Annotated in this window: 16 protein-coding genes; 5 read left to right on the forward strand and 11 right to left on the reverse strand. The window is 69.2% G+C overall.

Translation table 11 applies throughout. The features are described 5' to 3' along the window. Positions 1-82: 82 nt before the first annotated feature. The gene (locus tag ACZ7M2_RS38495; protein ID WP_471599227.1) at positions 83-955 is read right to left on the reverse strand and encodes a universal stress protein; all 873 of its coding nucleotides are present in this window, start codon (positions 953-955) and stop codon (positions 83-85) included. Between the two features lie 100 nt (positions 956-1,055). Between ACZ7M2_RS38495 and ACZ7M2_RS38500 the strand changes: the two genes are divergently transcribed. Further along, the gene (locus tag ACZ7M2_RS38500; protein WP_471599228.1) at positions 1,056-1,223 is read left to right on the forward strand and encodes a hypothetical protein; all 168 of its coding nucleotides are present in this window, start codon (positions 1,056-1,058) and stop codon (positions 1,221-1,223) included. 22 nt (positions 1,224-1,245) lie between these two features. On the opposite strand, the gene ACZ7M2_RS38505 is transcribed toward ACZ7M2_RS38500, so the two are convergent. The 7 genes from ACZ7M2_RS38505 to ACZ7M2_RS38535 all read right to left on the reverse strand — a co-directional run bounded on the left by ACZ7M2_RS38505 (position 1,246) and on the right by ACZ7M2_RS38535 (position 11,481). Beyond that, positions 1,246-2,496: an SGNH/GDSL hydrolase family protein gene (locus ACZ7M2_RS38505; RefSeq protein ID WP_471599229.1), complete on the reverse strand. Its 1,251-nt coding sequence runs from the start codon at positions 2,494-2,496 to the stop codon at positions 1,246-1,248. Beyond that, entirely contained in the window at positions 2,493-4,910 is a 2,418-nt protein-coding gene (locus tag ACZ7M2_RS38510; protein WP_471599230.1) for a glycosyl hydrolase family 95 catalytic domain-containing protein, read from the reverse strand. The genes ACZ7M2_RS38505 and ACZ7M2_RS38510 overlap by 4 nt, the downstream gene beginning before the upstream one ends. 209 nt (positions 4,911-5,119) lie before the next feature. Continuing rightward, positions 5,120-6,937 carry an alpha-galactosidase D gene (locus ACZ7M2_RS38515; protein WP_471599231.1) on the reverse strand — a complete coding sequence of 606 codons (1,818 nt, stop codon included), beginning with the start codon at positions 6,935-6,937 and terminating at the stop codon, positions 5,120-5,122. Positions 6,938-6,973: 36 nt separating this feature from the next. Then, entirely contained in the window at positions 6,974-7,900 is a 927-nt protein-coding gene (locus ACZ7M2_RS38520; protein WP_471599232.1) for a carbohydrate ABC transporter permease, read from the reverse strand. Continuing rightward, positions 7,897-8,835 carry a carbohydrate ABC transporter permease gene (locus ACZ7M2_RS38525; RefSeq protein WP_352052306.1) on the reverse strand — a complete coding sequence of 313 codons (939 nt, stop codon included), beginning with the start codon at positions 8,833-8,835 and terminating at the stop codon, positions 7,897-7,899. Before ACZ7M2_RS38525 ends, ACZ7M2_RS38520 begins: the two co-directional genes overlap by 4 nt. Before the next feature lie 26 nt (positions 8,836-8,861). Next, positions 8,862-10,175, reverse strand: coding sequence for an ABC transporter substrate-binding protein (locus tag ACZ7M2_RS38530; protein ID WP_471599233.1), 1,314 nt, complete (start codon positions 10,173-10,175; stop codon positions 8,862-8,864). Positions 10,176-10,296: 121 nt separating this feature from the next. After that, the gene (locus tag ACZ7M2_RS38535; RefSeq protein ID WP_471599234.1) at positions 10,297-11,481 is read right to left on the reverse strand and encodes an ROK family protein; all 1,185 of its coding nucleotides are present in this window, start codon (positions 11,479-11,481) and stop codon (positions 10,297-10,299) included. 183 nt (positions 11,482-11,664) lie between these two features. Between ACZ7M2_RS38535 and ACZ7M2_RS38540 the strand changes: the two genes are divergently transcribed. After that, on the forward strand, positions 11,665-13,773 hold the full coding sequence (locus tag ACZ7M2_RS38540) for an alpha-galactosidase (RefSeq protein WP_471599235.1): 2,109 nt from the start codon (positions 11,665-11,667) through the stop codon (positions 13,771-13,773). 57 nt (positions 13,774-13,830) lie between these two features. Here ACZ7M2_RS38540 and ACZ7M2_RS38545 read toward each other — a convergent pair whose 3' ends face one another. After that, a complete protein-coding gene (locus ACZ7M2_RS38545) occupies positions 13,831-14,469 on the reverse strand; it encodes a hypothetical protein (RefSeq protein ID WP_471599236.1) in 639 nt (212 codons plus the stop codon). Between the two features lie 395 nt (positions 14,470-14,864). On the opposite strand from ACZ7M2_RS38545, the gene ACZ7M2_RS38550 reads away from it, so the two are divergent. Then, a complete protein-coding gene (locus ACZ7M2_RS38550) occupies positions 14,865-15,623 on the forward strand; it encodes an alpha/beta hydrolase family protein (protein ID WP_471599237.1) in 759 nt (252 codons plus the stop codon). A 395-nt stretch (positions 15,624-16,018) separates the two neighbouring features. Then, positions 16,019-18,616, forward strand: coding sequence for a rifamycin-inactivating phosphotransferase (gene rph, locus ACZ7M2_RS38555; protein ID WP_471599402.1), 2,598 nt, complete (start codon positions 16,019-16,021; stop codon positions 18,614-18,616). Positions 18,617-18,733: 117 nt separating this feature from the next. On the opposite strand, the gene ACZ7M2_RS38560 is transcribed toward rph, so the two are convergent. Next, the gene (locus tag ACZ7M2_RS38560; RefSeq protein WP_471599238.1) at positions 18,734-19,891 is read right to left on the reverse strand and encodes an RNA-guided endonuclease InsQ/TnpB family protein; all 1,158 of its coding nucleotides are present in this window, start codon (positions 19,889-19,891) and stop codon (positions 18,734-18,736) included. A gap of 25 nt (positions 19,892-19,916) precedes the next feature. Here ACZ7M2_RS38560 and tnpA point away from each other — a divergent pair, with 25 nt between their 5' ends. Next, on the forward strand, positions 19,917-20,345 hold the full coding sequence (gene tnpA / locus ACZ7M2_RS38565; RefSeq protein ID WP_471599239.1) for an IS200/IS605 family transposase: 429 nt from the start codon (positions 19,917-19,919) through the stop codon (positions 20,343-20,345). Positions 20,346-20,738: 393 nt separating this feature from the next. Here tnpA and ACZ7M2_RS38570 read toward each other — a convergent pair whose 3' ends face one another. After that, positions 20,739-21,119 (reverse strand): hypothetical protein, encoded by a 381-nt coding sequence (locus tag ACZ7M2_RS38570; RefSeq protein WP_471599240.1) that lies wholly within the window; start codon positions 21,117-21,119, stop codon positions 20,739-20,741. Between the last annotated feature and the right edge of the window lie 160 nt (positions 21,120-21,279).

Genomic DNA, 21,279 nt, shown 5'->3' on the forward strand with positions numbered 1-21,279 from the left:
CCCCATCGACGATGGGCACGGCCACAACAATCGTCCAGGCCCGGCCCGTGCCGGCGCGGGGTCAGCCCGTAGTACCCCGGGCTCAGGAGTGCGGAACCACCGCCACCGGGCAGGGCGCGTGGTGCATCACCGCGTGGGTCACCGAACCGATCCGTGCCCCTACCGCCGAGTGGTGTGCGCGGCGGCCGACGACCATCAGCTGGGCCCGGTCGGCCAGCGACAGCAGGACCTGCCCGGCGCTGCCCATCTCGACGTGCGGGGTGACGGGCACTTCGGGGAAGCGCTCCCGCCACGGCTGGAGCGCCTCGGCGAGCGCCTTCTTCTCGTACGGCTCCAGGCCCCCGGCCTCGTCCAGCAGCTTCAGGGAGCCGGGACTGTAGGCGAACACCGGCGGCAGGCTCCACGCCCGTACGGCGCGCACCCCGGCACCCCGCGCCGCCGCGGTCTCGAAGGCGAACCGAAGGCCGGCCGCGCTGTCGTCCGGACCGCCCTGCTGGCCCACGACGATCTCCCGGCCGCCCGCTTCGGACGCGGCGCGGTCACCGGCCCGCACCAGGACGACCGGGCACGGGGCCGCGGCGATCACCTGCTGGGCGACGGAACCGAGCAGGAAGCCGACGATCGTGCCGTGTCCGCGGGATCCGAGGACCAGCGTCCCAGCCACCGCGGCCTCGGCCAGCAGCGAGTCGACGGCGCCGCCGTCCAGTGCCTCGGTCGTCACCGGCAGGTCCGGGTGCCGGTCGGTGACGGTGCGGGCCGCGTCCTCGACCATGTCCCGCGCCCAGCGCGCCTGCTCGTCCCGGTCCGCGCCGCCGAGGAGTTCGTGGTGGGACCACTGCCAGGCGTACACCGCGCGCAGGGGCAGCCCGCGGCGGACGGCTTCCCTGTCCGCCCAGGCCAGCGCGGCCCGGCTCTCCGGGGATCCGTCCACGCCCACGGTGATCCTGTCGGTCATGCGCCTGCCCTCCGTCGCCGGCTCGCCCGCGCTGCCGGTCCCTCGATCCTGCTGACCGCTCCAGTGTCGGTCACCGTCACCGCCTGGTGGCGCAGGGCCCGTGCGGCACAAGGACTTCGCCGCGCCGCACACACCGGACGTGAAGGTGAAAGACCTGCTGGTCGTCTCGCCGGGCGGCCAGGGTCGGTACGAGCACGTCGTCAACGAGACCAGCGCACCCACGTCGGGCACCTCGACGGTGCCGTCCGCCGTGGTCTCGTACCCCTGACCGCCCCGCGCGGAGCCCGAGATCAGCAGGACGTCAGGCTCCCGAGGTCCACCGCGTCGGCCATCGCCTGCATCCCCTTGTCGTTGGGGTGCAGGTGATCGCCGCCGTCGAAGAACGGCAGGATCAGCTGCGGATCGTAGGGATTGCGCGTGATCCTGTCGAAATCCGTCACGGCGTCGAGCGCGCCGCTGTTCCTGATCCAGTCGTTGACGCCCTGGCGCACGGCCTCGGAGGCGGCGTCGTACTCGTACCAGCCCTTGAACGGCATGACGGTCGCGCCGACGACGCATTTGCCCGCCGCGTGCGCCCGGTCGATGATCTGCCGATAGCCGGCGATCATGTCGTCCACCGTGACACCGGTATGGGCCTTGATGTCGTTGATGCCTTCGAAGAGGAAGACCGTGCGGACCCCGGGCTGGGAGAGGACGTCACGCTGGAGTCTGTTCAGGGCGGCCTGCCCGGCGCCGTCCGCGAGCACCTTGTTGCCCGAGATCCCCTCGTTCGCCACTCCCTTCACGGTGAGACCGGACGCGGCCTGGATCCGCCGGGACAGATAGTCGGGCCAGCGGCGGTTCTGGTCGGTGGTCGAGGCCCATCCGTCGGTGATGGAGTCGCCGAGGGTCACCACCGAGCCGACCGCGGCGGACGTCTGTACGTCGACGGCGTCCAGCCAGTACCAGGAGCCCATCGGATCGGTCCAGTTGGCCGCGCCTTCATCGGCCGCGTGGTCGCCCGCGGTCGCGTAGTTGGTCTGCATGGCCATGCCGTGGCCGGTTGTCGGTCCCTGGGCGCCGGTCACATACAGGCTGATGACCAGGTCGCTCTGGGCGGCCAGTGTTCCGGGCAGCGGATCGCTGAGCACGGTTTCGCCGGCCGGGACGGTGACGGACGCGGCCCCGCCGAAGGACAGCCGCCGGTTGGAGTCGTGGACCAGCTCCGCGCCTTGTTTCCGCAGCCCGGCGTACGCGCTCGCGAAGGTCACCGGGTGCTCGCCGAAGGCGTTGGACAGCCGGATCCGCATGTTCGTGCCGCCGACGCTGGTGCGCACGATCAGTCGGTAGCTGCGGTCGGCCGGTCCCGCCCCCTGCCGGTCGGCGCTGGCGCCCCAGGTGACCACGGAGTGCTTCGCCCGCGCCTCGGCGGCGGGCGTCACCGGCGCGCCCGACGAGGCCCCCGGCTGCGCCGCCGCCGAGGCGGTCAGGGGTCCGCAGACCGCGAGGAGCAGCGCCGATACGACGCCCACGGCGCGGCGTCGGAACCGGGCGCCGCTCACCGCAGGCCCCTCAGGGTGACGGACTCACCGGGCTTGAGACTGACCTTGCGCGAGGCGCCGCCCGAGACGACGGTCGTCTCGCGGCCCCCGACGCTCTTCAGCGTGGCCCGGGTCACCTTGCCATTCTTCCAGCTGAGGTCGGCGACGAACCCGCCGCGGACGCCCACGCCGGACACCGAGCCGGATGCCGCCCAGGCCGCGGGCAGGGCGGGCAGCAGCTCGATGTGTCCGGGCCGCGAGTAGACCAGCATCTCGATGATCGCGGAGGGGGTGCCGAAGTTCGCGTCGATCTGGAAGATGCCGCGGCCTTCCCCCATGTCCATGATGTCGAAGAGGTTCGACGCCGTGCCGTTGCCACCGCTCACCGACGGCTTCAGGTTGTTGACGACGAGCTGGTAGGCGTTCTCCGCGTTCTTCAGCCGGGCCCAGCACAGGCTGCGCCAGGCATTGGACCAGCCGTAGCTGTTCATGCCACGAGCGGTCAGGAGGGCCGTCGCGCCGGCGAGGATGTCCTTCGGCGTGGAGTCGTCCGGACGGATCCGGTCGCCGGGGAAGAGGCCGATGAGCGGGGAGAGGTGCCGGTGGGTGGTCTCGCCGAGGTTGTCGGGCGACATCCACTCCTCGAGCCAACCGGTCTTGGGGCTGACCACGGGCAGGTAGAGACGCGCCCGCAGACCGTCGATGGTCTTGCGGTAGGCGGCGTCCTTGGCGAGTGCCTGGCTCGCGGTGCGGTAGTTGCCGAAGAGGTTCCACACCAGTTCCTGGGCGTACGTGATGCCCTTGGCGTCGAGCGGACCCTGTTCGGGCGACCAGTCGCTGTCGGCGATGAGCACCTCCCGCTCGTCCCCCGACGTGTCGGTGACGGTCGTGGTGATGAGGCGGGCCTCCCAGAACTGCACGGCGCCCTTGAGGAGAGGGTAGATCTTCTTGAGGTAGGCGCGGTCCTGCGTGTACTCGTAGTGCTCGAACAGGCTCTGGCAGATCCAGGCGTTGCCTGCCGGGTGCCACCACCAGCCGCCCCCGCCATAGGGGTTGGTGGAGATCGCCACGGTCCAGCCGGCGATCTTTCCGCTGGAGTTGCGGTATCGGTTGGTGGAGTCGTTGAACAGCCGCTGGGTGACGTCCGACCAGTCGGGCAGCTGCGCGAGGCAGTAGTCGGTGAAGGTGTCGAAGCAGTCGGACAGGCCCGCCCGGTCGGCCATCCAGTAGTTCATCTGGACGTTGATGTCGGTGTGGTAGTCGCCCATCCAGTCCGGGTCGTTGCCGTCCAGCCAGGGGCCCTGGAGGCCCATCGGCAGGCCGCCCCGGGATCCGGAGATCATCAGGTAGCGGCCGAACTGCAGGTAGGCCGCCTCGAGTTCCGGGTCGGGGACGTCGTCCCGGTGGCGGGCCTGCAGCCGCTCCCAGGTGTCCAGTTCGCGCTGCGCCGCGGAGGACGTACCGAGGTCGATGTCCAGCTGTCCGAACACGGCCCGGAAGTCGGCGACATGTGTGTGCAGCAGGGTGCTCGCCGAGTGGCCGGCCGCGTTCAGGACCTTGGTCCTGGCGAGGCGCTCCGGGGCCAGGGACGGATCGCGGAACTTCGCCGCGGCGTCGGGCGCGTAGTCGGTACCACCGCTGACGACGACGGTGAGATCCTTGCAGCCGCTGAACGTGATCGACGTACCGTCGACCCGGACTCGGCCCGTGCCGCTGTACGCGGTGACGGCGGCGCCGTACTTCAGGCCGTTGGCCAAGGAGGCGCCGAACGACGCGTAGCGGCCCGCACTGTTGGCGGTGGTGGACTCGCCGTGGGTGCCCGCGAGGGAGACAGTACCGGTGTAGGTGCCGCCGCCCTGCTGGGAGAAGTACAGGACGATGGCGTCGTCGGGGCGGCTGGCGAAGATCTGCCGCCGGTAGGTGACGCCGGAGATGTCGTACGAGGTGCTGATCAGGCCCTGGGCCAGGTCGAGGGTGCGCCGGTAGTGGTTGACGTTGCCCAGGTCGTGGTCGGGGAGGGCGACGGTGAGTTCGGCCAGCATCGTCAGGGAGCCGAAGTCGTCCCGGCCGTACGGGAACTGACCGTCGCTCTGCAGCTTGTCGTTGAGGCCTCCGGTCCACAGGGTGGCGTCGGTGATCATCAGGAGTTCGCCGGAGGGGTCGTTGCTCGCGAGCGCGCCGAGGCGCCCGTTCCCGACCGGCAGCCCCTGCTCGATCATCGACTTGGCGGAGCCGGGAGCCGACCACCACAGCTGGTTCTTCGCGGCGTCGGCCGCGGACAGCATGGGCGACGCGGTGGGGCGCAGGGGGGCCGCCGAGGCGGTGAAGGCGGGCAGACCACCGAGTGCGGTGACCGTGCCGGCTGCGGCGGCGAGGGCGAGGAAGCCTCTGCGGCTGGGGGTGTTGTCGCGTGATGCGGTGTGCTGAACGTCCACGGTGTTGCACTCCATATCCGGGAGCTGCTCATGCGGGAACGACGGCTGCGGACCGTCGGCGTGCTGCGGGTCCCCGCGGGGCCCGGGTCGTGTCACCGGGCCCCGCGGGAAGCGGGTCGGACGGACTGCTGGACTGAGAACCGACCGCTGGACCGAGAACCAGCCGCCGGACCGGGAACCGAGTGCGGAACTCGGACCGACTACGGAACTCAGACCGACTGCGGGACGACGATCCTGTCGATGTCGGGGGCGTAGCCGCTGCCGCTGTCGAAGGTGATCGTGTTGGAGCCCGCCTTCAGCGCCAGTTGGACGCTGACCGTCTCAGCCGTGCTCCAGTCGCCCGTGGAGGGGAACTTCTCACTGGTGCCGTTGCCGCTGTTGGAGAAGACGGTCACCGAGCGGGGGTCGCCGCTGACGTAGGCGACCTGGACGGTGTAGATGCCGTCCTTCTTCACCGTGACGTTGTTGAACCGCAGCTTGCCGCCGGTGTAGAGGTTGCCGACCTTCTTGCCGCCGGAGCAGGCGTCGCAGCCGGCGACCGAGGCGTTGCCCGACAGGGTGTTGGCGTCGGACTCGGCCTCGTAGCTCGTGGTGGCCGGCGTGCCGCCGGCGGGCTTGACGGTGAACAGCCGTGAGCCGTGGGCGGGCAGCGCCTCGGTGATCTTGTTCTTGTAGGTCCCGAGGTTCGCTTTGTTCCACAGGTCGCGCACGGAGGCGTTTCCGGTGAATCCGAGGGAGGCCCACTGGGCGGTGACGGAGGCCGGCGAGTCGCCGAGGTTGAACAGGGCGACGGTGTAGCTGCCGTCGGCGTTCTTGGTGCCCCAGACCTGCTGGTCGCCGACGGGGGTGACCGGACGCGCCACGGGCGAGTCGTTCTGGTCGACGGCGATGACTTCCTTGTTGGTCAGCAGGGAGACCCCGTAGCTGTCCAGCTTGGTGAGGTCGTCACCGGTGAACAGCGGCGACTTGTTGATGGCCCACAGGGTCATGTAGCTCTGCCGCTCGGCCTTGGTGAGGCCGTCCATCTCGCCGTTGCCGACGTCGATGGCGTCCAGGTCGTTCCAGCCGCCCGGGCCCGCCTTGCGGCTCCACGCGGGGGCGTCGTCCCACCGGTCATTGACCGAGTTCTCCCAGGTGACGAGGGTGTTGCAGTAGCACTCGACGTCGGTGTCGATGCGCCAGCCGTTGGAGTACTTCTTCCAGTCGGCGGCGTGGCCGATGTCGAGCGACCAGGAGAGTTCGAGGTGGATCGGGCGCCCGGCGGCGGCGATGGCCTTCTGCCAGGCGGCGACGTCGGGCACGTTGTCGTAGTTGTCACCGGACTTGAAGGAGCCCGGGCCCACACCGTCCAGCTTGAGGAAGTCGTAGCCCCAGTCGGCGAACTGCTGCGCCTGCGAGTCGATGTACTTCTGCGCGCAGGGCTTGCCGAAGTCGATCTTGTAGGCGTTGTCCCAGCCGTTGGTGGTGCGCAGGTCCGGGTAGACGATGTCGGCGGTGGTGCAGCCGGGGGTGTTCCAGATCGGCGTACCGCCGTCGCCGTACGCGCCCTTCTCCAGGCCGACGGGCAGGTAGATGCCGGCCTTGAGGCCCTTGGAGTGGATGTGGTCGGCGACCGACTTCATGCCGTGGGGGAAGCGGACCGGGTCGGGCGTCTGGCGGCCGTACCGGTCGAAGCCCGTCTTCCAGGTCTTGTCCATCCACCAGCCGGCGTCGATGTTGACATGGTCGTAGCCGTAGTTCTTCAGCTTGGCGGCGAGGGCGTCCGTCTGCTTCAGGACGTTCGCCTCGGTGAGGTAGCTGTAGTCGCCGTCCGGGTTGAGGCCCGGGTACTTCGACGACTGCATGCTCCAACTCGACCAGCCCATGTACGGCTTGGCGGCGACGGGAGCGGTGGCGGTGGTCTCGCGCGGCACCGGGGTCTTGGCCTGTGCGGCCGGGACGGTCGTCGCGAGTCCTGCCGTGAGGGCGAACACCACCACGGCTCTCAGGGTGCGTGCGGGCAGGACGGAATACGAGGATGACCGCATGGGTCGTGCCTCCTGTGGGGTCAGGGTTGGGGCGGCTCAGCCCTTGCCCGAGCCGATGGTGAGTCCGCTGATGAACTGGCGCTGGAGCGCGAAGTACACCAGGAGGGTGGGGATCGCCGTCATCAGGGCACCGGCCGCGATGAGGTTGGGATTGGTGAAGTACGCACCCTGGAGGTTGGCCAGGGCGGAGGTGATCGGGCGCTTGTCGCCGCTCTCGATCAGCGCGAGCGGCCAGAAGAAGTCGTTGTAGATCCAGATCGATTCGAGGGTCGCGAGGGCCGCGAACGCGGGGCGGCACAGCGGCAGGATGATCTGGAAGAACTGGCGCCAGGCGGGGGCGCCGTCCACGAGCGCCGCCTCGGAGATCTCCTTCGGGATCGTCTTCATGTAGTTGCTGAGGACGAAGGTGCAGAACCCCGACTGGTAGGCGATGTGGATCGCGATGATGCCCCAGGCCGAGTTGTAGAGGAGGAGGGAGTCGCTCATCCACTGCGGCAGCGGGATGAGGAGGTAGAGGCGGTACAGGGGGGTGATGAGGACCTGTGCCGGGAGCAGGTTGCCCGCGGTGAACAGCATCAGCAGGACGATGTTCCAGCGGAAGTCGAACCGGGAGACGAAGAAGGCGACCGCAGCCGAGAACAGCAGGGTGCACAGGACGGACGGCACCGTGATGAGGACGGAGTTCCAGAAGAAGTGCGGCATCCCGGACTGGCTCCAGGCGTCGCTGAAGTTGCCGAGGCCGATGCTGTGGGGCCAGGAGAGATAGCCGTGCTTCGCGGTGTCCGAGTAGGGCCGCAGCGAGGTGTACATGGCCCACAGCAGCGGGACGAGCCACAGCAGGGCGATGCCGCCCAGCATCAGATGGCGGCCGGTCTGGCGCCGCGGCCCGGAGGGGGTCTTCGGCGTCTGCTGCGCGCGCCGGGTCCGCGGTCGGGAGGCCGGGCGCGGCACGGTCGTGGTCACTGGTCCTCCTTGCGGAAGTTCTGGACGAGGAAGGTCCCGATGGCGGCAAGGGAGACCACGAGCAGGACGACCGCGAGGGCGGACCCGTAACCGATGTGACTGGACTCGCCGATGATGTTGTCGGTGATGAGGAGGGACAGGAGTTCCATGCCCGGCTTGCTTCCGACGCCGCCGCCGAGGACGTAGACGACGTCGAAGGACCGCAGGGACTCCATGACCGTGATGACCAGGATGATGACGTTGACCGGTTTCAGGGCCGGGAAGACCACCCGCAGGAAGGTCTGGCGTCCGTTGGCGCCGTCGAGCGCGGCGGCCTCCTTGAGTGCCGGGTCGAAGCCCTTCAGGCCGGCCAGGTAGAGGATCATGATGTATCCGGTGTGCCGCCAGCTGGAGGCGACCAGGACGGCCCACAGGTTGAGGTCGGGGTTGCCCAGCCAGTCGATGTGGTGGCTGGAACCGGCGGCGCTCAGGATGCCGTTGAGGAGCCCGGTGTCGGGGTTGTAGATGATCTCCCAGATGAAGCCGACGACGGCGAGGGAGAGCACCATCGGCAGGAAGATGGCGGTCTGGTAGACCCGCGTGAAGCGGATCTTCCGGTCGAGCTGGTAGGCGAGGAAGATGCCGAACGGGGTCGGCAGCAGGGCCGTGAACAGCAGCCAGATCACGTTGTGCCGCACCGCGGGCCAGAACGGCGGGTAGTTGGTGAAGATCTCCTTGTAGTTGTCCAGGCCGATCCAGTGGATGTCGGCCAGGTCGATGCCGTCCCAGGTGGTGAAGGACAGCCCCAGGGAGGCCAGTGCGGGCAGCCAGACGAAGAAGAGCAGGGCCGCCAGCGGGATGCCGATGATGACGGTGAGGAAGATCCGGTCGCCGGTGCCGAGGCGGCGCGGGCGGGCGCCCCGCGGGGCGGGGGGCGTGGTGGGCGCGGAGGACACGGTGCGTGAGACCTTTCCGGTCCTGGTCAGGCCGTGAAGAAGCGTGAGCGCTGGGACTCGATCTTCGTCAGCGTTCCCGAGCCGTCGTCGGGGTGGCTGAGCCACTCGGTCAGGCCGGGGAGTACGACGGTGGAGATGAAGCCGGGGTCACTGTCGCGGTCCGCGAACTGGCTGATCTGCTTGGCGGAGGCGATGAGGTCGGCGGACTTCTTCTGGAGCGCGTTGTACGAGCCGGTGCTCGCCTTGTCGTTGACGGCGAGGTTGCTCGGGTCGACGCCCATGTACAGCTCCTCGGTGTGGGCGCCGCCGAGGAACTCCAGGAACTTCTTGGCACCGGCCTCGTTCTTGGGCCGGCGGCTGAGCATGAAGCCGTCGGTGGGTGCCTCGACGGCGTCCTGACCGTGCGCGGCGTCGATCTCGGGGAAGGGGAAGAAGTCGATGTCGGCGCGTATCTTCTCGTCGGTGATCTGCTGTCCGAGGAAGAGACCGATGACGGCCATCCCGGACTTCTTGTCGAGCAGCGACTGGGCGGCGTCCTGCCAGGAACGGCCGGCAGCACCCTGCTGGTAGTAGGGGGCGAGTTCGCGCCAGTGGTCGAGGGTGGCGAGGGCGCGCTTGTCGGTCCAGGAAACCTTGCCGCGCATCAGGGACATGTGGAAGTCGTAGCCGTTGGTCCGCAGGTTCACGTAGTCGAAGGCGCCGAGGATGCTCCAGCTGTCGCCGCCGCCGTATCCGGAGGCGATCGGGGAGAGCCCGTCCTTCTTCATCCGCTTCGTGAGCGCGATGAACTCGCTCCACTTCTGCGGGACTTGGTAGCCGCGCTCCTTGAAGAGGCTCTTGCGGTAGAAGACGGCCCACGGGTAGTTGTACAGCGGCACGAAGTAGTACTTGCCGTCCTCGCCGCGGGAGAGCTGCTTGGTGGCCTCGCTGAAGTCGGCGCCTATCGTGTCCCACACGTCGTCGAGGGGGCTGCAGAGCTTCTTCTTGGCGAAGTACTGCATGCGGTAGCCGGCGAACCAGGTGAAGACGTCGTCGGGGGTGCCCTGCAGATAGGTGGAGATGCTCTTCTGGAAGGTGTCGTGGTCGACGGTGTTCGTCTTCACCGTCAGACCACTGTCCTTGGCGAACGCGTCGGTGACGGAGGCGTAGGCCTTCTTGGGGGTGGCGTCGGCGCCGTTGGATCCGAAGGTGACCGTCTTCGGGTCGGCCCCCGCTCCCCCGCCGCAAGCGGTCAGAACGGGCGCGGCCAGTGCGGCGGCGCCGAGTCCGAACAGTCCGCCGACGACTCTGCGGCGGCCCGGGTTACGCGCAGCCAGGGGATTGCGGCTCTGCTGCGTCATTGTTGCTCCTCACGCGTGTCCGTACATGTCTGATCTTCAGTGCGTGGCTGTGGTTCAGTACGTGCTGGTCGGTGCGTGGTGCGCTCGTCGGCGCTGCTCGCCCCTCAGGGCGTCGTGCTCCTCAGCGCGCGTCCGAGGTGGTGAAGGACTGGATGGCGGTGGCCGCCGCGCCACGTGCCCACTCCTCGAAGGGCAGCGGCCTGGTCTGTACGTCGCAGTCCGCGGCCGAACCGAACGCGGCCGCGGCGAACGCGTCACGGATCTGCTCGGCGAACAGGTCGTAGGCGGCCAGGCCCTCGCCGGAGATGATCACGCGCTCGGGGCCGAGGAGGTTGGCCACGGTCGCGATGCCCCGGCCGATCGCCGCTCCCGCCCGGGCGTACACCTCCCGGGCGCCGGGGTCGCCGTCGTGGGCGAGGGCCAGGGCCAGGGCCGCGGTGGCGTCGGCGACCCGCGCGCCGGTGACCTCCCGGATCCGGCCGACGATCGCGGGGTCCGAGGCGATCGCCTCGACGCAGCCCCGGTTGCCGCAGTGGCAGCGCGGGCCGGCCGGGTCGATCGCCACGTGCCCGATCTCACCGGCCACGCCGTGCGCTCCCGCCACCACCTGTCCGTGCACCACCAGGCCGCAGCCGATGCCCGCGCCGACGGTCACCAGCGCGAAGTCGGACAGCCCCACCCCGGCCCCGAACCACTGCTCGGCCACCGTCAGCGCCCGAACGTCGTTGTCGAGGGTGACCGGCAGTCCGGTCGTGGTCGCGGCCAGTTCGGCGAGGGGAACGTCGCGCCACTCCAGGAACGGCGAGTAACGCACCACCCCGGCCGCCCGGTCCACGTCACCCGAGACGGCGATGCCGAGCCCGCGGACCTGCACCCCGAAGCCGTCCGCCTCCGTCAGCAGTTCCTGTACGAGTCCCGCGACGGAGGTCAGTACCGCCTTGGGCTCGCGGGAGGTGAGCGGAACGCGCCGGGCGACCCGGATGCGGCAGCACAGGTCGGTGAGTACGGCGATGAGCTCGTCGCCCGTGACCTTGATCCCCAGGAACAGGGCCCTCCCGCCGTCGACCCGCACCGGGTTGGCGGGCCGCCCGAGGACGGGCTGCCGTGCGTCCTCCGCGATGTCCTCCACTAGATAGCCGGCCTCGATCAGCGGCCGGACCGCCTTGGTGACCGCCGCTGCCGACAGCTGGGTCCGCCCCGCTATCTCCGACCGCGTGAGCGGGCCGTGGGACAGCACGGTGGTGAAGATCTGGGAAGCGGCCGGCGTATGGGCCGGGAACGCCTCGGTGGGAGAGGTCGAGCGCATGGCCGGAACCTAAGGCCCTTATTTTCTGCTGTCAATGAAAGAAGCAGGATTCTCTTGAGGACGCTCCATGAGGCACCTGTGACCTATGAATTCCAGAATGCGAGCAAGCATTGACACGTGATCCAAGGTCAGGGTTGGCTTTTCCTTGTCTCGTACGTGAGCACCACCTGAACGTGAGGATCCATGTCGCCGATCTCCTTCGCCCCGGACACCGGGGTCTGGCTGCTGTCCACACCGCGCACCTCGTACGCGCTGCGGATCGACGAGACCGGAGCGCCCTGCCATGTCGCGTGGGGTCCACGACTGACGCCGGCGGAGGCCGAGGAGCTCGCCGTGCCACCCGCGCCCGAGGCCAGCAGCTTCGAGGGCAGGCCGCCCGTCGGGGAGGAGCTGCCGGTCGACGGCGGCACGCGCTACGGACCGCCGTCGCTGCAGGTCCGGTTCGCGGACGGCTCCCGCGCCTTCGAGTGGCAGCCGACCGGCCACCAGGTCGACGAGGGCGAGCTGACCCTGTCGTTCCGCGACCGCCGCTACCCGTTGCGGGTGGCGCTCCACTACCGGGTGCGCGAGGACACGGACGTCATCGAGCGCTGGACCGTCGTCCGCAACGACGGCGACGAGCCCGTCACCCTGCTGCGTGCCGACTCCGCCGCCTGGACCCTGCCGCCGCAGCGGGACTACCGGCTCAGCCATGTCACGGGCCAGTGGTCCGCCGAGAGCCAGCTGCGACGCGACCGGCTGCCGTACGGCGAAACCGTGTTGACCAGCCGTCGCGGGATCACCAGTCACCACGCGAACCCGTGGCTGATGCTCGACGCGGGTGAGGCGACGGAGGAGCACGGGCGGGTGTGGAGCGCCGCCCTCGCGTGGAGCGGGAGCTGGCGCGTCACCGTGCAGCGCACCCCCGACGGGCGGGCCGGATTCACCGGCGGCCCCGGCCAGGACGGTACGGCCGTGCCGCTGGCGCCGGGCGAGGAGTTCGCCACTCCTCCGTTCGCGGGACTGTGCACCGACGGCGGCTTCGGCGCGGCCAGCCGCGCCTGGCACGCGTACGTCCTGGCCCATGTCCTGCCCCACGCCGACGAGTTCGCCCCGGTGCTCTACAACTCCTGGGAGGCGACCGGCTTCGACGTCGACGAGGTCGGGCAGCAGGCGCTCGCCGAGCGGGCGGCGGCGCTCGGGGTGGAGCTCTACGTCGTCGACGACGGCTGGTTCGGGGCGCGCCGCAGCGACCGGGCGGGCCTCGGCGACTGGACACCTGCGCCCGACCGCTTCCCGGACGGGCTGACCCCGCTGGTCCGCGCGGTGCACGGGCTCGGGATGCGCTTCGGCCTCTGGGTGGAGCCCGAGATGGTGAACCCGGACAGCGACCTGTACCGCGAACACCCCGACTGGGTCCTGCACTTCCCCGGCCGCCCCCGCTCCGAGCTGCGCAATCAGCTGGTCCTCAACTTCGCCCGCCGTGACGTCGCCGACTGGGCCCACGGCTGGCTGACCCGGCTGGTCGGCGACCACGGCATCGACTTCCTCAAGTGGGACATGAACCGCGCGTTCAGCGAGGCCGGCTGGCCCGACCGGCAGGACGGCGCCGACCGTCTGGGCCCCGCGTACGTACGCAATCTCTACGGCGTCCTCGACCGTCTGCGCGCGGACCATCCGGCGCTGCGGATCGAGACGTGCAGTGGTGGCGGCGGCCGCGTCGACCTGGGCATTCTCTCCCGCACTGACCAGGCGTGGGCGTCGGACAACACCGACGCCGCCGACCGGATGGGGATCCAGCAGGGCTACGGCCAGATCTACCCCGCCCGCACGATGGGCGCCTGGGTGACCGACGTACCCAACCAGCTCACCGGCCGTACGGTCCCGCTGCGCTTCCGCTTCCACGTCGCGATGGCCGGGGCGCTCGGCATCGGGGGCGATCTCACGCGCTGGTCCGAGGAGGAACTGCGGGAGGGGGCCGACCTGGTCGCCACGTACAAGAAGGTCCGCCATCTCGTCCAGCACGGCAGGCTTGACCGGCTGTCGCCGCCCGCCGAGGACTCGGTCTGCGTGGTGCAGTACACCGCCGCGGACGCCTCGGAGACCCTGCTGCTCGCCTACCGGCGTGTCTCCCGCCACGGCGCGCCGAGGCTGCCGGTCCGGCCGCGTGGTCTGACCCCCGGGGGCCGCTACCGCGACGTCCGCTCCGGCGCCGTGCACCACTCCACGGTGCTCGGCGAGTACGGTCTCGACGTCGAGCTGCCGGCGGGCGACTGGTCCAGCACGGCAGTGCACCTCGTCCGGGAGGACTGACACCCCGTCAATGTGCTGGTGGGCCGCCCGATGTCGCTCTCGCCCGTCGGGCGCCCGTCAGTACCGCTGGGCCTTCGCCAGGACCGGGGTCAGCTGGGGTTGGGTGGGCTGTCTGCTGATGGCGACGGGCTGGGCGCGCTGACCCGGCTTGAGGTTCTCCGCGCCCACGAACCTGGTCTCGACGACCTTGCCGTCGGCGTTCTTGAAGTCGACCTGGACGGCGTACGAGGCCGTGCGATCGGTGTTGTTGGTGATGTTGAGGAGCACGGCGAGCAGGCCGCCGGTCTTCGCCCTGGGCAAGCCGCTCATGGCGACGTCGGACCGCGCGTTCCCGGGGCCCTGCACCTTCTTCAGCTCCGCCTGTGCCTGCGCGCTCGCGCGGGCCGTGTCGGCCGAGACGGACGCCTCGAACTCCGAGGCCGCGGCGGACAGCGAGGAGGCCGCCGCCGAGGCCGAGGCCCGGGCGGAGCCGATGATCGATGAGGCGGCCGAGGCCAGGGCGGACGGCGGTGTGCCGCTGAACGACGAGGTGTCCGGCGGGGTGGCTCGCGGGGTGACGGCGGCGGCGCCGCTGTCGCCGCCACTGTTCGTGCTGCACGAGACGAGCGCGGCGCCGCAGGTCAGGGTGGCCAGGAGGGCCGCGGTCGCGCGGCCGCGGCCGGTCCGTGCCGGGCCACCGTGGGTGCGTCTGCTCATGAAGCTCGTCCTCTTCCTGCCGGTCCGAAAACCCGGTCTGTGGGCCTCCCCCATGCTCCGTGCCCGGCTCCGCGTCCGCGATCGGTGCTGACCCGTTGGGGTTGCCCGGCCCCCGGCGAACCGGGGTCTCGGCGCGGGGCGGCACGAGGCGTCGTCGCCTCGGCTCCCGCCCGGGCGCAGGCATGAGGATCTCGAGAACTCCCGGTTCGGCGGAAAAGGGTGGGGCGGGACGATGCCGGGGCTGCTAGCGTCCGGGACACCGTGACATCGCGCGAGGAGGTGAGACCCATGAACGCCGTACCCCATGGGTGCTCCCCGTCTTCTTCACGGTTGGGCGATTGACGTAGCTGTCGCCGGGAGCGCCTCGACAAGGCACTCCCGAAAGGCGACAACTCATGCATTTCACCGCGGAGACATCGTCGAACGGTGTCGTCGAACGCAACTTCACTCTGGATGAGGTCACCGGCGTGCTCTGGTCACCCGCATCCGGCTCGGCCGGCGCACCCCTGGTCCTGATGGGGCACAGTGGCGGCCTGCACAAGAAGGCACCGGGAATCCTGGCCCGTGCACACCACTACGTGACCACCTGCGGATTCACCGTGGCCGCCATCGACGCGCCCGGACACGGCGACCGGCCGCGAAACGCGGAGGACAAGCAGTGGGTCGCCGCTCTCCTGCGGGCCCGGGCGGCAGGAGAGCCGATCGGCCCGATCATCGTCGACTTCAACGGCTCACTGGTCCAGCGCGCCGTGCCGGAATGGCAGACAACCCTGGACGCCCTCCAGGCACTGCCCGAGATCGGTACCGAGGCGCCGGTCGGCTATGGCGGCATGACGTTGGGCACCGCGACCGGACTGCTGCTGACGGCGATCGAACCCCGGATCACCGCCGCGACCTTCGGCGGGGTCTTCGTGTACGAGGCGCTGACCGAGGCGGCCAGGCAGATCACCATCCCGGTCGAGTTCCTGCTCCCGTGGGACGACGAGGAGATCAACCGCCAGTCCGGTCTCGCATTGTTCGACGCCTGCGCCTCGCAGGAGAAGGCGTTGCACGCCTACCCGGGCAGGCACAATCAGGTGCCTGGATACGAGGTCGACAACTCGGCCCGGTTCTTCCTGCGGCATCTCGGCCGGGCCGGCGCATCACCGGCCTGACCTGACGGCGGTGCCGGGAGACGTGAGCCACGGCGACCGGCAGGCGTCCGGAAAAGAACTTCTTGTCAGTTCCAGTGGACGGCAAAAGGAGAAGGCAAGGAGAGCTCTCTCCTTGCCACTCTCAACATATAGCGCAGTGGGGGGCTTGCCGCAAGACCCGGGTCACGGCGCAGAATCGTCGGCCGATGCCACAACCTGCGGAAATGGGGACACGACGTGCGTGTGTTGTTGTCGACGTATGGGCCCGGCCGGGCGGAGCGGTCGGCCGACTCGTCAGAGGGACGGCAACCAGGGAGGAGGACGTGCTCGACAAGAACTTCGACGGAGTTCGAGGCGCCGGTGATGCGATCGGCCGCCGCACCGCGACGGAGCACGGCTGCCTCGGAGGTATCGCGATGACTGAGCGGTACGTGTCGGACCTTCGAGAGGTTGACGAGACGCAGGTCGCGGTCATCGGCGGCAAGGGCGCGCACCTGGGCGGGCTGTCGCGGATCGAAGGCATCCGCGTGCCAGGTGGCTTCTGCGTGACGACGGACGCCTTCCGGCGGATCATGGCGGAAGCGCCGTCGATCGACGATCGGCTCGATCAGCTGTCGCGCCTGAACCCGGACGACCGTGAGGCGATCCGCACGCTCAGCGCGCAGATCCGCCGGACCATCGAGGGGATCGCCATCCCGGGCGATCTCGCGGCGGCGATCACCGGCGCGCTCGCCCAGCTCGGCGAGCAGGCCGCCTGCGCCGTACGGTCCAGCGCGACGGCAGAGGATCTGCCGACGGCCTCCTTCGCCGGCCAGCAGGACACGTACCTGAACGTCGTGGGGCCGACGGCGATCCTCCAGCACATCAGCCGGTGCTGGGCCTCGCTGTTCACCGAACGGGCCGTGACCTACCGCCAGCGGAACGGTATCGACCACCGTACGGTCCACATGGCCGTGGTCGTGCAGCGGATGGTCTTCCCGCATGCGGCCGGCATCCTGTTCACGGCCGACCCCGTCACGGGCAACCGGAAGGTCGCCACCGTGGACGCCGGCTTCGGCCTCGGCGAGGCCCTGGTCTCCGGCCTGGTGAACCCGGACGTCTTCAAGGTGCGACACGGCGAGATCGTCGCCAAGGTGATCGCCGCCAAACAGCGTGCCGTTCACGCCCTTCCGGTCGGCGGTACGCAGGAAGTGGCGGTCGACGCGCAGCGGCAGGAGGAGCCGGCGCTGACGGATGCGCAGGTCGTACGGCTCGTGCAGCTCGGGCGGCGGATCGAAGCGCACTTCGGCCGCCCGCAGGACATCGAATGGTGCCTGGTCGATGACGACTTCCAGATCGTTCAGAGCCGGCCGATCACCACGCTGTTCCCGATCCCGGAAAGCGGTGACCAGGAGAATCACGTCTACCTCTCCGTGGGGCATCAGCAGATGATGACCGACCCCATGAAGCCCCTGGGGATCTCCATGTGGCAGCTGACGGCCATGGCGCCCATGCACGAGGCCGGCGGGAGGCTGTTCGTGGACGCCACCCGGCGCCTGGCCTCGCCCGCGAGCCGCGCCGGCTTCCTGGACCTCGTGGGGAGAGGCGATCCGCTGGTCAGGGACGCTCTGGAGACCGTCCTCGACCGCGACGACTTCGTCCCGTCGCTCCCGGACGCGGGCCCCGGCAGGCCGCCGGCCAGCAGCGCGTCCGCCCCGATCGAGAACGATCCGGCCATCGTCACCGAGCTGATCGAGCGCAGCCAGGCGTCCATCGCCGCCCTGCAGCGCGACATCCGGACGAAGACCGGACCGGCGCTGTTCGACTTCCTGCTGGAGGCCTTCGAGGAGCACAAGCGAGTCCTCAGTGATCCGCTGAGCATGCAGGCGATCATGGCCGGGATGGAGGCCACCTGGTGGCTCAACGACACGCTGCAGGAGTGGCTGGGCGAGAAGAACGCGGCTGACACGCTCACGCTGTCCGCCCCCGACAACGTCACGTCGGAGATGGGACTGGCGCTGCTCGACGTCGCTGACGTGATCCGCCCGCATTCGGAGGTGGTGGCCTTCCTCCAGGGCGTCGAGGACGAGGGCTTCCTGGACGAGTTGGCGAAGCTCGCGGGCGGGACCGAAGCGCGCGACGCCATCGAGGCCTACCTCGACCGATACGGCATGCGCTGCGTCGGCGAGATCGACATCACGAGGCCACGTTGGCGCGAGCGCCCCACCACGCTCGTGCCCGTGATCCTCGACAACGTCAGGAACTTCGAGCCGGGCGCCGCCGAGCGGCGCTTCGAACAAGGGCGGCAGAAGGCGCGGAAGAAGGAACAGGACGTGCTGTCACGCTTGCGGGCCCTGCCGGACGGGGACCGGAAAGCCGACGAGGCCAAGCGGATGATCGATCGGGTCAGAACCTTCATCGGGTACCGGGAGTACCCGAAGTACGGCATCATCAGCCGCTACTTCGTCTACAAGCAGGCCCTGTTGGAGGAGGCCGAGCGCCTCGTGCAGGCAGGCCTGCTTCCTGAGCAGGAGGACATCTTCTACCTCACGTTCCAGGAACTCCACGACGTCGTGCGCTCGAACCAGGTGGATGACCGGCTCATCCAGCAGCGCAAGGACGCCTTCCGGTCGTACCACGCGCTCACACCGCCCCGGGTGCTCACCTCGGACGGTGAGGCCGTCACCGGGGCGTACCGGCGCGACGACGTGCCGGCCGGCGCCTTGGTCGGCCTCCCGGTTTCCGCCGGGACCATCGAGGGGAGGGCCCGCGTCATCCTTGACATCGCGGAGGCCGATCTCGAAGCGGGCGACATCCTGGTCACGACCTTCACGGACCCCAGTTGGTCGCCGCTGTTCGTCGCAGTCGCGGGCCTGGTGACGGAGGTGGGCGGCCAGATGACCCATGGCGCGGTGATCGCCCGGGAGTACGGCCTGCCGGCCGTCGTGGGCGTGGCGCAGGCCACCCGGCTGATCCGGGACGGGCAGCGGATCCGCGTGCACGGAACCGACGGGTACGTCGAGATCCTGCCTTGACCGACCACACCGGGAAGCCCCATCCGTAGCTTCCGAGTCAACTTGACCCGGCCGTGAACGACCGGGCTTGGAAGTAGGGCACCACAGGCTGTGGTGTGGCCTCCTCCGTCCAGACACCTAGAAAGGTGCTGGGACGCGTGACTCACGCCCCGCAATCCACACAGCCTCACCGCGAGCGGCGATGTTGTGGGAAGCATTCCGGTCGGCGTGGGCAACGACCCCGCACCCCCGGCAGATGAAAAGCCCCTGGTCGACACGGTTGCGCTTGTCGATGTGGCCGCACTCGGCGCATGTCTGCGACGTGTACGCGGGATCAACGAAGACCAGGGGCACGCCGGCCCGCTTGGCCTTGTAGACGATGAAGTCTCCGAGCTGGGCAAAGGCCCAGGAGTGGAGCGTGACCCGTTGGGGCTTGCGAAGCCGTACCCTCTGCCGGATTCCGCCCAGGTCTTCCAGGGCGATGCCGGCCGAGGTGCGTTCAGCCTCGGTCACGATCGTCTTGGCGATGATGTGGTTGGTGTTCTTGACGTGCCGCTGTTCGCGGCGGGAGCGCTCCTTCAACCGGCGTTTGGCGGACTGGGTGCGCTTCTTCTGGAGCTTGGCCCGCAGGGCAAGCTGACGCTTGCGGTAGCGGCCCAGACCGCGCCCGGCGGCCTGGTAGCCGGTGGACGTGGTGGCGATGTTGGCGATGCCGAGGTCCACGCCGATGAAGCCGTCCGGTTCGTACGTCTCGGCCTCGGGGACCTCGCAGGTGGCGATCAGGTAGAACACGCCGTCACGTTCGATCAGGTCCGATTCGCCCTTGCGGTACTCGCGGAGCGTCTTGAGCGCGTCCGGTGAGCAGGCGAAGCGGACGTTCTTGAGTCGTCCGGCGGTGGTCCAGATGGAGACGGTCTGCGCGTCGTACTGCCAGGACAAGCACCGGTCGTCAAACGGGTGCGCGGCCTCAGGGCGGAAGGCGACCGGCTTGGACTCGGCCTTCTTCCGGCGCTTGGAGCCGGGCTTGCCGAGGTTTTCCGCCCGCAGGTTCGCCCGCAGCGTGGTGTAGGCGTCCACGACTTTCCTGATCGTGTGCTGTGCGGCCTGCGCTCCGAGACCGGCCGCTTTCAGCTCGGCGTAGGTGTGCTTGCGCAGCTCGTACTCACGCGGCACACCACGGGCGAAAGCCACCCCGGACACCCAGTTGGCCCGGTCATTGACCGTGTGCAAGGTCGCGCCGACAGCGGAAGCCTGCGCGGCATCCGGCGCCAGTTTGACCTGCACGACGATCTTCATGTGAGTCATCGTACTCAGGTGGTCTATGTCACCACGCTGGGAACCAAACCCCAATATCCGCAGGGGCCGCACGGTCGTCCACACCCTCCACGCCCACTTGGTCTTCACGCCCAAGTACCGGCGCGGGCCGTTCACCGACGAGATCCTGCGACGCTGCGAGGAAGTCATGCGAGCCTTCTGCGCCGACTTCGAAACCGAACTGGTCGAGTTCAACGGCGAGAAGGATCACGTCCACCTCCTCGTGCACTACCCACCCAAGGTCTCCATCTCCAAGCTGGTCGGTTCCCGCAAAGGCGTCTCCGCCCGCAGACTCCGCCAGGAGTACCCCGACCACATCCGCAAGTACCTGTGGGGCGACCACTTCTGGTCCCCGTCCTACTTCGCCGCGTCCTGCGGCGGCGCCCCGCTGAGCATCATCAAGGAGTACATCGAGAACCAGAAGCGCCCGCAGTAGACAGCTGAGGCCAAAACAGTGCAGACCCATGGACGCGCGCGGGTCAGAGCAGTCCACACAAGCGCTTCCTCCCGGGCCTGAACACCCGGGGTTGCCCGCTAGATCATGCTGAACAACGCCAAGCAGCGAGGCCCGAGGCCGGTAAGGAGAGCCTGGCGGCTTGCGGTGCGAATCCCCCGTCGCCAGTCGTGATCACGGCCGGACAGCGCGGGGGGCGCACCCTGAGTGGGGAACGGTCCGGCGATGAGAGACCGACCGCATCAGGCGGATTCGGTCCCCACAGCGCCGGTGCCACAGCCGCCGGCCGACTGTCGGGACCGGCACGCCCAACAGTCGGTACGGCACTGCCGGGCTCGCCCCGGCTCGCATGGTGTCCGTTCCGGAAGCGAGTCCTTACGGGTGTGCGATGTCGGTGATCACCTGGTCGTACCGCCGAACGTTCCCGGTGAACGTGTAGTTGGGGTACCTCGGCCGCAGACGGGTCAGGGCCGCGTCGACGAAGGCCCACATGTCGCCGACATCGGCGGTGGCGTCGAAGATGGCGTGGGTCAGCCATTCGCCCTCGTCGTTGGCCACGTAGGCTTCGTACTTCTGCGCTTCGGTGGTGACGGCCATGGGTGTACCGGTCTCCTGGTTCGTGGCCTGCCGGGTGTCGTCGCTGTTGTCGTCCACGGTGGTGGCTGCCTGCGCTGTCCCTGCCGCGGTGAGAAGCGCTGCCGCTGCGGCCGTGCCGGTCGCGGCGCCCAGCATGGTCCGCCGGGAAATCTCTGACACAGTTCTCCCCCTGTGTTGGCCCCTCCCGGTGAGAGGCCGCAGCCGACCATACATTCAAGTCCCTTTAAAACCAGAGCGGTTGGAAGAAATTCGCACCCTCACTCGCGCGACGACCTGGGGATTCCTGACGAGTGCCCTGAAAGCCTTCTGGATGGCTGAC

The organism is Streptomyces sp. NPDC111507, assembly GCF_055638955.1.